The 15,147-nt window shown below is 68.0% G+C and carries 8 protein-coding genes; 2 read left to right on the top strand and 6 right to left on the bottom strand.

The window, feature by feature from the left end; translation table 11 throughout:
- The first annotated feature begins 34 nt into the window (after positions 1 to 34).
- A complete protein-coding gene (locus HLK59_RS02065) occupies positions 35 to 1,321 on the top strand; it encodes an MFS transporter (RefSeq protein WP_346779630.1) in 1,287 nt (428 codons plus the stop codon).
- 747 nt (positions 1,322 to 2,068) lie between these two features.
- Positions 2,069 to 3,706, top strand: a complete 1,638-nt coding sequence (locus HLK59_RS02060) for a cation acetate symporter (protein WP_171139418.1) — start codon at positions 2,069 to 2,071, stop codon at positions 3,704 to 3,706.
- 946 nt (positions 3,707 to 4,652) lie between these two features.
- Here HLK59_RS02060 and HLK59_RS02055 read toward each other — a convergent pair.
- From HLK59_RS02055 to HLK59_RS02030, 6 genes are all read right to left on the bottom strand, one after another.
- Positions 4,653 to 5,714, bottom strand: coding sequence for a low specificity L-threonine aldolase (locus HLK59_RS02055; protein WP_171139417.1), 1,062 nt, complete (start codon positions 5,712 to 5,714; stop codon positions 4,653 to 4,655).
- A gap of 19 nt (positions 5,715 to 5,733) precedes the next feature.
- Positions 5,734 to 6,309, bottom strand: a complete 576-nt coding sequence (locus HLK59_RS02050) for an XRE family transcriptional regulator (protein WP_171139416.1) — start codon at positions 6,307 to 6,309, stop codon at positions 5,734 to 5,736.
- Complete coding sequence (locus tag HLK59_RS02045; protein ID WP_171139415.1) at positions 6,306 to 6,977, bottom strand: metal-dependent hydrolase; 672 nt, start codon at positions 6,975 to 6,977, stop codon at positions 6,306 to 6,308. The genes HLK59_RS02050 and HLK59_RS02045 overlap by 4 nt, the downstream gene beginning before the upstream one ends.
- Positions 6,978 to 7,628: 651 nt before the next feature.
- The gene (locus HLK59_RS02040; protein WP_171139414.1) at positions 7,629 to 8,909 is read right to left on the bottom strand and encodes a hypothetical protein; all 1,281 of its coding nucleotides are present in this window, start codon (positions 8,907 to 8,909) and stop codon (positions 7,629 to 7,631) included.
- Positions 8,910 to 9,042: 133 nt separating this feature from the next.
- Positions 9,043 to 10,860 carry a LamG domain-containing protein gene (locus HLK59_RS02035; RefSeq protein WP_240982136.1) on the bottom strand — a complete coding sequence of 606 codons (1,818 nt, stop codon included), beginning with the start codon at positions 10,858 to 10,860 and terminating at the stop codon, positions 9,043 to 9,045.
- A 1,379-nt stretch (positions 10,861 to 12,239) separates the two neighbouring features.
- A complete protein-coding gene (locus HLK59_RS02030; RefSeq protein ID WP_346779624.1) occupies positions 12,240 to 14,504 on the bottom strand; it encodes a LuxR C-terminal-related transcriptional regulator in 2,265 nt (754 codons plus the stop codon).
- Between the last annotated feature and the right edge of the window lie 643 nt (positions 14,505 to 15,147).

The raw sequence follows: 15,147 nt of genomic DNA, 5'->3' as shown, positions 1-15,147 counted from the left end.
CTTCCTGGCCCCTACACAGCCTTCTGGAGAACTTGTGCCCCAACCTTTCTCGCCGGATCCGGAAGAACTCCTCGCCGCCACGGCCGGCGAGGAGGCTGTTGGCGTGGCCAGTGCGCCTCGGAGCTTGATGCTCTCGATCGGCGTTTCCCAGTTCGGCATCTCCATCGTGTACGGCGCGGTGCCCGGTGTCCTGCTCGCCCTTCAGATCGAGGACCTGGCGGGCGACGACAAGGCCAAAGTGCTCAGCCTCTTCACGCTCCTTGGCGCCACCGCCGCCCTGATCGCACAGCCCCTGTCCGGCGCGCTTTCCGATCGGACCCGCACCCGCGCGGGCAGTCGCACCCCGTACGTTCTGGGCGGTAGCCTGCTTGCCGCCCCGATCCTGTGGGCGATGGGCTGGACTCAGTCACTCCTGGTACTCGGGATTCTGTACGTCACCTCAGAGCTAGTCCTCAGCGCAGCTCAGGGTCCGCTGGCCGCCGTCCTTCCAGACCAGGTACCGATTGAACAGCGGGGACGCTTCAGCGCCGCCCTCGGCCTGGGAATCCTTCTGGGATCGGCCGGCGGAACGGCACTTAGCTCAGTACTCTCGTCGAACTCTCCCCTCGCCTACTTCATCGTCGGCTGCATTCCTGCCACCCTGACTGCCACGCGCCTGTTCGTCACACGAGACCCCGACAACAGAGCCGCGCCCCACGCCCCGCGGGAGCAGGCCGGAACACGCTGGTGGAGAACCTTCCTCGTGTCTCCCCGGGCGCACCCGGACTTCTGGTGGGCCCTCACGAGCCGCACTCTCACCTACACGGGCTTCTTCACCGTCAACGCCTACGGCCTGTACCTGCTCGAGGACCACATCGGCCTCGGGGACGATGCGGTCGACATGGTTCCGGTGGTCGCGGGCCTCACGGCCTTGTGCATCTGTCTCTCGACGGTGCCGGCCGGCATGCTGTCGGACCGGATCGGACGCCGGAAGGTTTTCGTTTGCTCGGCGTCGGCACTGATGGCTGGTGGGCTGCTCATCCCCTTCGCCTCACCGACCCTGGCCGGCTACCTCACCATGACGGTCGTCGTCGGGCTTGCCTTCGGCTGCTTCGAGTCCGTCGACAACGCTCTCCTGACGCAGGTGCTGCCCAGGTCGAACTCGTACGCCCAGGACATCGGCGTAATGAACCTTGCCTCGATCGCTCCGCAGATCCTCGCCCCCGCTCTGGCCGGCGCTCTGGTCGCGGGTACTGATTCGTATGCTCTGCTCTTCCCGCTCGGCGCGGCCTTCGCCCTGCTCGGAGGGCTCGGCGTCCTGCGCGTCCAGGCTGTGCGCTGACCTCGGTGCCGGCCTGCACCGGTGCGCTCCGCGGGCTGCACCAGACCGCGGAAGAAGGCGGGCGTGGAGTCACAGGGCCCTCGGATCGGCCATCAGGGCTCCCCGGTCGACTTCAGTCACCCCGTCCCCAAGGACCCCGGCACGGCTGGCAGGACTCAGCCACGAAAGGCACCCGCGGGAGCTGCAAGGTAGCGCCTCCTCCCTGCACCACTTCGATTCGGATGGCCGCTGAGGGAGCTGAGGGGCCTCGCTCCTCAGTCGCGCTCCCCGCTCACCGACGGCTCTGCTGCAGCATGCGTCCTTGCCGTACTCGGCCAACGGGGCCGACGCAGTTCGGGCGTCACCGTGCCGCCCGCCAGCAGTTGCGAGCACCAAAACCATCCCCGCTGTCCTGCCTCCAGGAGAAGACATGAGTCCACATCAGCAACAGCCGGCTCGGCCGCCCCGCCGCCAAGGGTGTGGCGACAACGGCCTCTGCGAACTGCAAACGGCGACCTCGCTCGTTCGACGCCGCTTCCTGCGAATCAACTTCGCTGGTTGGGCGCTGGTCATCGGCCTTCCGCTGGTGGTCGGAGGCTTGCCGGCCACCCACGTGAGGGGCGGAATGCCCGCAGCAGTGCTCCTCTTTGCTCTGCAGGGGGCCGGACTCCTCGCCACGGCGTGGCGATTCGACCGCGACAGTCGAAGACACCGGGAGTCGGCCACGGGTAGCGGCCGGACCTCGAGCCTGGTCCCTGGCGGTGACCGATGAGCGCTCAGACCGTCGTCAGCACGGTCGCCGCCGGATCCGTCGACGCCGTCCCCTTCGTGGCGTTCCTCCTGGTCGTCAGCGTGACTCTGCTGTTGTGTCTGATCTTCAGCGCTGACACCGAGAACCCGGAGGACGTCTATACGGCAGGGCACTCCGTGAGGCCCTGGCGAAACGCGCTCGCCCTGACTGGTGACTCCATCTCCGTGCTCACGCTACTCAGCACCACCAGCCTGGTCGCGCTCACTGGTTACGACGGTATGGCCCTGGCCACGAGCGCTGTCGGCGCGTTCGCAGTCCTGCTCGTCCTGGCGCGGCCACTTCGCAACGTCGGCCGGTTCACGCTCGGTGACACCCTCGACGCGAGGTTTCACCACAGAAGTATCCGCATAGCGGCCACCGTGGCGACGCTCAGCATCTGCATACCGCTAGCCGTGGTGCAGTTGACGGCTTCCGGTAGGGCGACTGCGGCCCTGGCAGGCCTGACAGGAACAGCTGCTGCCCAGCTCTGCACGGTGTTCATCGGCAGCATGATGACCTGTGCCGCCGCTCTGACAGGTATGCGCGGCAACACCATGCTGCAGGTCGTCAAGACGATCATGCTGTTCGCCCTCATGGGTCTGCTGGTCATTGTCCTGATGGCGAGGATGGGTTGGAGTTTCGATCGGCTCTTTGCGGATGCTGCGAGCGCGAGCGTCGACCCCGACAGCTACTTCGCGCCCGGACTGTTCCAGGGAACGCACCTGACCGGTCGGCTGGACCTGATCTCGATTCAGGTCACTGTCGTTCTCGGTTCCGCGGTAGCGCCGCACCTGATCATGCGAGTGAAGGCCGCCGAGCACGGTGCCGCGGCACGGCGTTCGGTCTTGTACACCATCGGCATGGTCGGCACGTTCTGTGCCATGGCCGTCGTTCTCGGGTTGGGCGCGGCAGCACTCGCCGGCCAGACCCCCAAGTCGTGGTTCGATCTCCAGTCAGCCGCGTCGCTGCTGTCGCTCGTGAACAGCCTGAGCACCGAGTGGGGCGGCGAACTGCTGGTCGCTCTGACCGTCTCAGCGGTCTTTCTGACGAGCCTGACGGTGGTCGCGGCTCTCACTCTCAGTGTGGGGGCCGCGCTGGTGCACGACATCTATGTGCAGTGGCGCGGCGAGCAGCAGGTCACAGCAGCCATGGAGGTCAAGGCGATGCGCTGGGCCACCCCGATACTGGGCGCGCTGGCGGTGGCCCTGTCGGTTCTGGCCCAGAACTGGAGCTTCCAGTTCCTCGCGCAGTTCTCGATCGCCGTCACCGCCTCCGCCATCCTGCCTGCGCTCCTGTACGCGTTGTTCTGGCAACGCTGCACACGGGCAGGCATCGTATGGAGCATCTACACGGGGCTGGGCTCGTGCGTGCTGCTGCAGTTCTTCGGGCCGGCCGTCTCAGGCACACCTGAAGCGCTGTTCCCGTCGGCGGACTTCTCCTGGTTCCCGCTCGCGAACGTCGGACTGGTGTCCATTCCGGCAGGCTTCGTGGCGGGCTGGGCGGCCAGCCGGATCACCCCGCGCGGACGCGGTTCCACGGACACGGATGCGTACGCTTCCGTGTCAGCCCGTGCACTGGTGGACCACGAGGTCGGGCGCGACGTCCGCAGCACTTGAGGCGGATGGGCAGAACGGGGCATGTGTGGCCCGGTGGTCCCTGCCAGTGCGCCGCCAGCGGTCAGCCCGGTGTTGGTCCGGGTGGCCGAGACGGTCCGCAGCAGTACCTCTTAGCTGGTCAGCGGCTGTCCGCGCAGGCTGTGCGGGATCCAGGAGACCAGCCGATGTTCAGCCTTGTTCGAAGTGTTCGACGGTGATGCTCAGGGCTTACCCAGAGGACCCCCACACTCGTTCTTTGGCCCCACCAAGGGCCAGTTCCGCGTGCTTGCCGAAGCCCAGCCCGGCAAGAGCTGGATACTCCGCGAGGTCGTCATGTCGCTGACGGCCTCCCGGATCGTCGGCACGCCGGAACAGATCGCCAACCATTCAGCGAGTGGCAGGGCGTCGGCGTCGACGGTTTCAACCTCGTCAGCATCACCGGCCGTCTTGACACGTACGAGTTCATCGAGTGTGCCGTTCCTGTTCTCCAGGAGCCTGGCCTCATGCAGACGGAGTACGCGGAGGGCAGCCTGCGCGAGAAGTGCTTCGCTGGCACCGACAACCCCTCCGGACCCGGGTCAACGCCGGCCACCCGGGTGCTGATGAGGATCCCTGAATTCGGCCGGGGGTACTCGTCGCTCCACTCGGTCCGTCGTTCAACGGAGTGGGGAGTTTCATCGGGTGTCGCGCTTTGTCGGCCGGGGCCGCCCGCTCGTGGAGTGTGCGGGCCGTGCTGGCCGGTCAAGGCCCGGTAGTCCTGGCTCGGACATCAGGGAGCACGTAACCCACCGGTAGGTTCGGAGGGTTGGCCGTTGCCGCTTCTTCAACCCGTACGGCACCTTCCGGCTGGAGAGGGACAAACGGCTCGACCTGGCCCCAGCTGTCGATGTGCCGCGTCCGCGCGCGGCCCAGGCCGCCAGGCGGCTGCGCGGTGACGAAGCCGGTACGGCGCCTTCAGACCCGCCCGTCAGTGAGTATGGCGGCGGACCGCGTCGATGAGCTGGTCGATGTCGTCGACGCTGTGGGAGAAAGAGGTGACGAACCGGACGGTCCCCGCCGCCCAGCGGTCGTGGTAGAAGGCGTAGCCCTCGGCGAGGAGTCCTTCGGTGACCTTCTGGGGCAGACGGCAGAAGAGGATGTTGGCTTGGGGGGTGGCCAGCAGGCCTGTGCCGGGGATGGCTTTGAGGCCGTCGCCGAGCCGGGTGGCCATCGCGTTGGCCTGGCGGGCGTTGTGCAGCCACAGGTCGTCGGTGAGGTAGGCGTCGATCTGGGCGGCGTGGAAGCGCATCTTGGAGGCGAGCTGGCCGGCGCGCTTGGCGCGGAAGGCGAGCTCGGTGGCCAGTGCGGGGTCGAAGGAGACGATGGCGTCGGCGGTCATCGCACCGTTCTTGGTCGCGCCGAAGGACAGTACGTCGATGCCGGCCTTCCAGGTCATCTCGGCCGGGGTGACGCCGAGGTGGGCGAGGGCGTTGGCGAAGCGCGCGCCGTCCATGTGGACGCGCAGACCGGCGTCCTTGGCGATGGAGGACAGGCGGCGGATCTCCTCCAGGGTGTAGACGCTGCCGCTCTCTGTGGCCTGGCTGATGCTCACCGCGGAGGGCTGCACGCTGTGCACGTCACCGGTCCGGCGATGCACCGCCGCGGACAGCGCATCGGGGTCGATCTTGCTGTCGTCGCCGGGGACGGTGACGAGCTTGGCGCCGCTGGTGAAGAACTCGGGTGCGCCGCATTCGTCGTGGTTGATATGGCTGTCAGGGTGCGACAGCACGCTGCCCCAGGGCGGGGTGAGGGCGGCCAGGCTCAGGCCGTTGGCTGCGGACCCGGTGGAGACCAGGAAGACATCGACGTCCCGCTCGAAGATGTTGCTCAGCCTGCGACGGGCGCTGTGGGTGAAGGGGTCGTTGCCGTATGGCGGGACCTGCCCGGTGGCCGCGCCGGCGACGGCCTGGGCTATCGCTGGGGATGCACCGGCCATGTTGTCGCTGATGAAGGCACGGCTCGAGGGGGTGGTGGTGATGGTGGTGCTCATGAGCGGGTCTTCCCAGGTGTCAGGTACTGATGGGAGAGGCGAAGACGACGGTGATGTCTACGTCTTCGGCGCCGGTGCGGTAGAAGTGCGGGGCGTCCCCGGCGAAGGCGAGCATGTCGCCGGGGCCCAGGTCCTGGGGGGCGTCGACGGGGCCGGCGGTGACGTGGCCGGTGGCGATGAGCAGGTGCTCGATCGTGCCGGTGGCGTGCGGCACGCCGGACAGCTCCGTCTCGGGCGGGATGCGCAGCCGCCAGATCTCCAGGCTGTTGCCGCTGCTGATGCGGCGCAGCAACTCCCGGGAGACCGTGCCGGGCTCCGCATCGGTACCCGGCCGGAAGACCGGCCCGGTGTCGGCATCACGCGCCAGGAGGTCGGCAATCGGGATACGCAGGGCGATCGCGATCGCATCCAGGGTGTCGATCGTCGGATTGCCGTTGCCGGCCTCCAACTGCGACAGCGTGGCCTTGCTCAGCCCGGCACGCCGGGCCATCTCCGCGGCGCTCATACCGCGCTGCTGGCGGCGCAGACGAATCTTCGCGCCGACCGCGGCCGCGGTACTGCTGACCGGCTGGCGGCCGGAGGGAGGCGGCGTCATGAGCGGCTCCTGTGAGTTGCGGTGTAGGACAGGCGGATACGGCCCTTCTTGACCTTCAGTGTCGGCAGGACGACCTCGGCCAGGTCGCCGAGGCTGGGCACGTGCGTGCCCCCGCACGGCGCGGCGTGCAGCGCATCCAGATGCACCACGCGCCGCCCTTCGGCGCGCAGCACAGCCGTCACTTCCTCCCGCCCTTCCGGGTCGGCCAGCCGCTTGTCCGCCTGGGGCACGTGAAACTCGATGCGTGCCTGGCCGGGGAAATGATTGCTGGCGGCCATCTCCCAGCCCTGCATCCGCCCGACTGCCTCAATGAGGTGTCCGGCGGTGTGCAGCGCGGCGTGCGCCGTGCGAGCCTGAAGATCGATCCGGGCCCGCACCGCCTGCCCCTCGATCAGGGGCGGCAGGCTGCCACCCTCAGGTGCCATCGCCACGACCAGCCCCGACTCGCGGTCCCGGACCGGGACGATCTCCGCGTCCTCAAGCCAGCCCGAGTCGGCGGGCTGGCCGCCGCCCTGCGGATGGAACAGGCAGTGCTCAACGGCAGCCCACGGCAGCCCCTCCCGCTCGCCGACCGCGATCACCCGCGTATCGACCTGCTCCAGGTAGGTGTCATCGAGGTAGACGGTGACCTGCGCGCCACCCCGGCGAATTTCGGCTGGATGAACCATACGTTCACTATACCGAACATCATTGGTACGGTGAACCTATCGTTCAATTTACTGAACGGCTTGGCTGTCGTTCCGCTGCCTTCGGCCACCCTGGACAGTCCGTCCGGCCCTCCCTTCTGGTGCCCGTCCGCAGGTCAAGCGCCCTATGAGCGGGGAGATCCATCGAGCAGATGCGGGGACACCATCGAGCAGGGGGTGGCCGCTTTCAGGGAGCCTCATCAGTGCCGCCCACTTCGCGAACATGGCCGACAGGATCTGACCCGCGCCGCAGATCCGGAGCCGCCGCCGAGTACGGCGGTGCAGATCGGCCCGTCGGCTCTCTGCCACGGAGGAACACGCGTGACCATCCCCCGGCCGACCATCAACTGCTCAACGAGGACGTCGGGGACGCTCGGGACGACAGTCGTCGCTCGGGGCGGGCATTCGGTGTGCTCGGCGAGCACGGCGACCTGGTCCTGGATGGCCCGGTCCGGCAGGCGCAGCTTGACGGCACCCACCGCTGCCGTCCATGCGGACTGCGGCGACACCTGCGTCGGTCAGCCGACATCCACAGGGGGATCAGCCGGGCCACCGGCCTGTCTACACCCCACTCGACAACCGTGACGGCCCACCAGATGAACCGGCGAGCCGTCACGAAAGATCGAGACCTGTCTAGAACACCACGGGGTTCGCGCCCGCTCCCGGGTCCTTGTCGAATCGGAAGTTGAACCGGGATTCGCCCTTGCTGCAACTCATGGTGGTGACGATCTCGGATCCCCACCCGAAGTCGGTGTCGTCTCCGAGACAAGTCGACCGGTTGAGCGGCTTGATCTGGAGTTGCCCCGTGTCGTTCCAGTACCGCATGTCGAAGAGTTGCGCGTTGTCGCCGCTGACACAGTCGAATCGGGTGAGCTGTGCGTCGGTGGCGTCCAGGCACTGTTCGGGTTCGTTCGCGTTCCTTTTCATGACCCTGATGGTGTAGTTGCCGTTTCCGGCGTTGACGAAACGGAAGTGGCCCCACGGCCCTGGCGTCTTACTGGTGGCCACGATGTAGGAACCAGTGCCTTGCGCCTCCACCTCGAGGGCGCGGTTGTCGTCGTGGGCGTTGAGCAGCTGAACGCTGGCGTTCGCGGCCAGACGGCGGAACCCGACGGCCAGGTGGTCGGAGCCGAAACCTCGGGCGATGCCGCCGTACCCCGCGATCCGTGAATTGGAAACCATATAGTCCAGTTCCCGGTTGGTTCCGTTTCCGCCCATGTGCGTGGCACCTCCGGACGTGTACTTGTGCCAGCCGCGTTGGAGCTGAAGGTTGGCGGGTTCACGGTTCCAGTCGCCCATGGCAGCCCAGGTACGGCCATTCGCCTGCGCAGAAATATTGTTGACCAGTGACACGCCGTCGTTTCCTCCGCTCGACAGCGCGTGCACGCTGTAGAAGAGCGTCTGCCCGAGCCGGATGCCGAGGGCCGGCCGGGACGTCGGAAGCCCGTTGTTGCCGTAGAAGACGGGGCGGGCGACCAACGTCGAGTCGGCCCTGAAGGGGGTCATGATGGCGATGTTCACCCGACCGCCGGACGTGCCGACCGGACCACTGAAGTCGGTGCGTATCCAGTAGATGTTCCAAGGCAGGTTGATGCGGTTGGGGTACGGGTCCCACTCGTACCGCTGTACGCGCCAGCCCGCCCAGTGCTGGGTGCCACCGAGGTAGTCGGAAGTCCATTTCGGCTCCCCGGCGCTCGCCGGGGGACGCGGACCGGCTTCCTGCAGCGCGATCACGTTGTAGCCGGAGTTGATCAACTGCATGATATCGGTGGTCCACTTGCTGCCGCCGGAGCCCGAGCCGCCCTGCATGTTGTAGGTCGCCGGTACGTAGTCCTCCACCGCCGCCTCGGCGCGCTGCGGTGTGGCGATGGTGACGAGGGTGCCTGCCAACATGGCTACCGCGAGCAGTGCCACGAAGGAGTTCCACCATCTGCGACCACCGCGACGGTGGTGCTGGTGTGCCCCGGATGCCCGGGGAAGGGAGATACTCATCGATCGTCCTTTCTGGCCCACGCCGATGACGGCGCGAAAGATGTGTGACACACGGCTATCCCTCGGAGGTTTCGCCGCCGGCGGGGTCGGCGGGCGCCGGGGCCGGGGGCGCGACGATCGTGATCTTGTTCGGGTACGCTGCGAGCAGTGGGTCGGTGACCGACGCGGGGGCATCGGTTTCCACGACCATCTGGTCGCTCTTCCCGTCGTAACGGACTGCCAGGCTGTAGGCCGTCGTGTTGCCGTCCGCCGACACCTGCCGGGCGGCTGCGTCCTGGATGCCGGTGATCTGGGCGAGCGTGAACTGCTGGCTCAAACCCGGAGTGGGGGTGGGCCAGTCGCTCGGGATGTCGCCGTACTCGGAAGTCCACCCCGGTGGCTTCTGGAGGTCGTTGATGTCACCGGTGTAGTCCTTCGGGAAGATGATCACCGGCCCCACATCGGGGTCGGCGAACGCGGCGAGCGCGCAGTTGTAGTCGGCCAGCGCCTGGACCTGCTGCCACTGCAGCTTCGTCAGGGCGTCCTGGACGACGCCGTCCGCCTGCGCTGCTGCGTTCTGAAGTACCGTGCCCGCGGTTCGGTTCTCGGGAGTGCACTTGCCAGGTGCCGGGTGCTCGGACGCGTAGGCCTCGATGTCGAGCTTGCCTGCGTACTGCGTGGCCAGGGGATCGGTGACCGATGCCGGGGCGTCGGTCTCGGCCACGACCTTGTCGCGCATCCCGTCGTAGTAGACGTTCAGCGCGTAGGTGGTGTCACCGTCCGGCTGCACCTTCACGGTGACCGCGTCCTGAAGGTCGGTGATCCCGTCCAGGGTGAACTGCTGGCTCAGGCCCGGGGTGGGGTGTGGCCAGTCGGTGGGGACCTGCCCGAACTCGTTGGCCCAGTCCGGCGGGGTCGTCAGGTTGTGGATGTCGCCGGTGTAGTCCTTCGGGAAGATGACCACCGGCCCCTCGTCGGGGTCCTCGAACGCCGCGAGTGCGCCGTTGTAGGCGGCGAGGGCCTGGAGCTGCTCCCACTGGTCCTCGGTCCCGGTGGCGACTGCGCGCGTCTCCGAGGCGGACAGGGCCCTGTTGTAGACGCGGAAGTCGCGCATACGGCCCTTGAAGTAGAGGTCGCTGGAGTAGAGCGAGCGGCCGAGGTAGTTGGCGGTGGTCGTCCCGCCGCCGATCGCGCCGGGGGTGATGGTCACGTTGGTGTTGCGGGCCTTCTCCACGCCGTTCTCGTAGAGGATGCCGGTGTTGCCGGTCTGCGTGTACGTGACGTGCTTCCACATGCCGCGCGCCAGCTGGTACGAGGTGCCCGGTCGGGTCTGCTGCTCGGCGGCGGAGTTGCTCATCGTGACGCCGGTGCGGAACTGGTTGCCGGTGGAGAACAGGTAGCCGTTGCCGCTGGAGCCGCTGGAGTTGCCGAGCCCGTACAGGAAGTACGGCTTGGCCATGGCCCGGTCGATCCACACGTCGAAGGCGACAGTGATCGAGCTGAGTCCGGCCATGATGTTGTTCGGCATCTTGACGTACGTGTTGGTGCCGTTGAAGTCCAGGCCCTCGGCGCCCTTCCAGGTGGCGGTGCCGTTGACCGTGCCGTCACGACCCTGGCCTGAGACGTCGTGGGCGACAGTGCCGGACGTCTCGTCCAGCTTGTATCGCAGCAGCAGGCCGTTGGTGATCTCGGCCTGCGCCGGCGTTGCGGTCGTCAGAGCGCCGGCGGCCAGCGCTAGTGAGAGGGCGGTGACAAGCCCACCCGTGGATGCCCGTCGCCATGGCGCGACACCCACGTGGAACAGCCGGGACGGTGTCAGAGCTGACAGGAAGCGCTGTAGCGCGGCCACGGGGCGGGCAGTCACACCCATCCCGGTCGCGTCCGATCTTCGCATGATCTTCCCTTTCGGATGGAAGCGATGCAGACGCCGGATGCGGCGACTGCTGGGGCGTCGGACGACCGTCCCGGACCGAGGTGGGGAAGCCGAAGGCCTAGGCAGCCAAGGCGCGTCCGCCGGTCGGGCGTTGCCGATGGAGTGGCCCGGGTGGACCAGGAACGGTCTGTCGGTAGTTGTCGGGAGGCGGTTCCCGCGACGGGTCGCCTGGGCCCGGTCGCCCGGCTCCCCTAGTTCCGACCCAGGAGGCTGGTAACGGACCTGCCGTCGCTGCGGCTGGTCCGCCTCGACGGGCGGCACCGCGAGCATCGGGGCAAAGGCTCACCCAGTGCCATGGGTAATTTTGCGGAGTTGCCTCGGAGCCTTGAGACGCGGATGCTCAGTTCGGCACCCGCCAACGCGTGGTGTCGCCATGTGCGCCGAAGCTGCGCCTGGCCCGGACGTTCTCGCCGTGGCCCTCGGCTGCGCGAGGGAGAGGACAAGACCGGCTGCGACCTGACCATGCTCAGTCCCTTTGGCCGCGAACGCGGCCACCTCCTGCTCCCGGCGGGTCAGCGGGCTCGACGGGCGGCCGACGGGGCAGCCGGTTCGGCCCCGGCGCCCAGGAGGTGGAGGCGTGGTGAATTCCACCCGACGGTTCGGGCCACTGTGGGCCCGTGGCCGTGGTGCGGCGCTCTGGCTGTGAATGTGATACATCCCATGGAAGTGTCACATTGCGCGGGCGTGTGACCTGGCCGCGGTGGATTCGCCAACAGCGTCGAGGAGGTGGCCGCCGGGGCCGGCCGACCTCCTGGCCGCCGCCGACGGTCCGTGGGGCGTGGAAGCCCCGCTGAATTTGCACCTGGCGCGGATCATCGCGCCTGGCCTCCCTTCTCCAAGTCGTCAGGAACCGAGGTGACACGGCCCAGCTTCACAGAGGTTGTGCGGCCCGACCGGCTCTCGCCGTGTGCCGCCCTCGTGCGAGGGCAACTGCAATCGGTCGAACCACAGCCGTCCATTGCCCCGAAGTCCGTCGGTGAGCCGGTGGCAGCACAGCACCGCGGCCGGCGCAAAGGTGTCTTCCCCAGGTCGACGCCGTGATTCAGAGCCGCCAGCGGACTGGCGTATCCGGCGCGGAGGTGGTCCAGGGCCTCGTCCTGGCCGGGGTACCAGGCGTCGGTAATGCGCGCGGCAGGGGCGATGTGCGAGCCGCGTTACCGCAGCAGCAGGCTCTCCACCTCTCCGTACTCGGAGAGCCGTTCCCGGCCGCCCGACGATATCGGGGGTCGGCTTGGGCGGCCTGCCGACCAGACCGTCACCGGGAGCTCCGGCAGGTCCGGCGTCGATCGTTGCCCTGGGCGCTGCACTCGATGCCCGTCGGGTCACGCCTTCCGTTGGTCTTACGGGGTGCGTGCCTGGTTCGCTGTCCACCAGGACGCAAGCCGGGCGCGGGACCCGAAGGCCAGTTTGGCCAGGATGTTCTCGATGTGGCGGTCGACCGTGCGCGCGGAGCGTCCTAGCGCGGAGGCGATCTGCCGGTTACTCATGCCCTCGGCCACCAGCGCGGCCACATCCTGTTCCCGAGGCGTCAGCGGGTTGGGAGTGTCGGTTACGGCGATCGGCCCGGATTCGGTGCGCAGAGCGTAGGTGATGGCCGCGTCGGGGCCACGGTGGTGACCACCCTCGGCAAGAGCCTTCTCGTACGCTGCCCGGCCCACGCCCCGTAGGATTGCTGACTCGCACTGGGCGTGTTGGTCGTCCATGTGAGGGCCGAACGTGGAGATAGTGGTGTCGGTATCCTGCCACAGAGTACGCGCGGTACCCAGCAGCTGCGCCGCCTGCTGGTGGTCGCCTCGCGCGGCGGTGATCCAGGCCAGCTGCTCCAGCATCAGCGCCACCCTGACGTAGTCGCTGAAGCCCTGCTCCTTCTCCAGAGCGGTCCGGATCAAAGCCATCGCCTCATCGTGGTCGCCATGAATCCAGGCGTCGTAGCCGAGGGCCCACAGCGCGTGTGCGTGGGCCAGCCGTTCACCGTGGGCTTCGGCGAGGACGACCGCCCGTCGGCACGTCTGCGTGGCGCGCGGGTCCCCGAGGTGGGACTGTGCGGTACCCAGCTGCAGCAGCGAGTGAACCGCCCCGATCTCTTCGCCCGCCTTCGTGTGGGCGGCCACCGCCTCTTCGAGGAAGGACACAGCCTCTTCCATACGGCCGCTGAACATCGCCAGTGTGCCGCGCAGGCCCTGGACGTAAGCACGCACCACGGGGTCGTCCAGTTGCTCGCCCAACTCTGCGGCCTCGTCCAGCCACCGGTGAGCGGTAGCGTGATCGCGTTGCATCACCGCTACCCAGGCGGTGACCCACAGCCCCCTGGCCCGGGCCGGGCTGGGTTCGGGCGCGGCGGCGAGCGCCTGGTCGAGCCAGCGGCGTCCCTCACTGAGGAATCCGCCCTCGCACCAGTGGAAACGCAGAGCTGCGGCCAGCTCCAGTGTGGCCTGCGGATCGCGGGCTCCGTCCAGCGCCGCACGCAGGTTGGCATGCTCGGCGCGGAGCCGGGTCAGGCTCACCTGCTGGCCGGGGCCGTACCAGCCGTCGGCGATGCCCTCGGCGAGGGTCAGGTAGAAGGTGTGGTGCCGTTGCAGCAACCGCTGCTCCTCCCCGGACTCGACGAGCCGTTCCCGCCCGTACTTGCGGATGGTCTCCAGCAGGCGGTAACGCGGCAGGCCCTCGCGCTCGATGGGCACGACGAGCGACTGGACGACCAACTGGTCGAGGAGATCGAGCACTTCGCCGGGGTCGATGCCGTCGCCCTCGCCGACGGCCTCGGCCGCGTCCAGGCCGAAGTCACCGGCGAAGACGGACAGCCGGTGCCACAGCAGCCGCTCGGAGGGGGTGCACAGTTCGTGGCTCCAGTCGATCAACCCGCGTAGCGTCCGTTGGTGCGGCCGGGCAACGCGGCTGCCGCTGGAGAGCAGCCCGAAGCGGTCCGTCAGCCGGTGGACCGTCTCGTCGACGGTCAGGGTCCGCAACCGGGACGCGGCCAGTTCGATGGCCAGCGGTAGTCCGTCCAGGTCTTCGCACAATCGGAGGACCTGGGCACGGTTGCGGTCGGTGACCTGAAACTCCGGGCGCACCGCGGTGGCCCGGTCCCGCAGTAGTTCTACCGCGTCATCCGGCTCCAGTGGGGGGACGGCGAATACGTGCTCGCCAAAGATTCCCAGAGCCCGGCGGCTCGTTGTCAGTATGCGCAGCCCAGGGGAGGCTGAGAGCAACACCTGCGCCAGTTCGGCGCAGGCCTCGACGAGGTGCTCGCAGTTGTCCAACACGATCAGCGGACTGCGGTGGGCCAGAAAGGCGGCGAGCTGGTCGATGACCGGTCTGGTGCCCAGGTCCGGTACCCCCAGCGCGGTTGCCGTAGCGTTCGCTGTCAACGACGGGTCCCGCACCGGGGACAGATCCACGAGCCACGAGCCGTCCGCGAAGTCCGTGGTCGACACGGCGGCCACCTCCAGCGCCAGCCGTGTTTTGCCCACGCCGCCCACCCCGGTGAGCGTCAGCAGCCGCGTTGCCCCCAGACGGCGGCGGACCTCGGTGAGATCCCGGCGCCTGCCCACGAACCTCGTCAGGGGTGCGGGCAGATTCCCCGCCCGTGATTTCTGTATGGTCACGTTCCTTCTCACCTTCCAACGGCTCGCAGGCATCCTGGAAAATCGGTACGCCTGTCCGCGGTGGCTGCACGATTCGTCGTGGGCGGTCGCACGCAGCCCTGTCGCCAGTTCCGGCCATCGGTATCGGTAACAGTTCCGAGGTCCGGCACTCGGGTAATCAGTGCGGCGGACCATATCGCGCTTGTCTCGCGGCTCCCCCTGTCAGTGTGCGTAATCACACCGCGCACACTGCCCGGCGCGGGTGAGTGCGGCCATGTTGAGGAACGCGACGACCAGGCGGGTGTCATGACAGGCGGCCATCGCGAAGCCGAGCAGCAGCGGGAGAACAGATCGACGACCGTCGCCGACCACAACCTGCCCCTGCCCGTTTCGATCCCGATGAGGTCGCCTGCCCCACGAGATCGGGCGCCCTGGGCGGCGATGCCCTTGCGTGCGAAGCCCAAGACAACCAGCCGCTCGCCCGGCCCGGTCTGCGACCGGCGGCAACGCGCCTTCGTCCGGTCGGCCCGGGCCCGGCCATGACCTTCACGACCGTGTTCACCGACGCCCGCCAGCTTCTCACTGACTTTGACGAGCTGCTGGCCTCCGCCCGCGCGATCGCTGTGCCGTCGGCGGTACGGGCGTCGCCGGTGGCAGGACGATG

Origin of the sequence: Streptomyces sp. S3(2020) (assembly GCF_013044505.1) — a bacterium.
Lineage (GTDB): Bacteria > Actinomycetota > Actinomycetes > Streptomycetales > Streptomycetaceae > Streptomyces.
The sequence above is the reverse complement of the archived record's forward strand: the minus strand, read 5'-3'. Positions and strand labels throughout refer to the sequence as shown.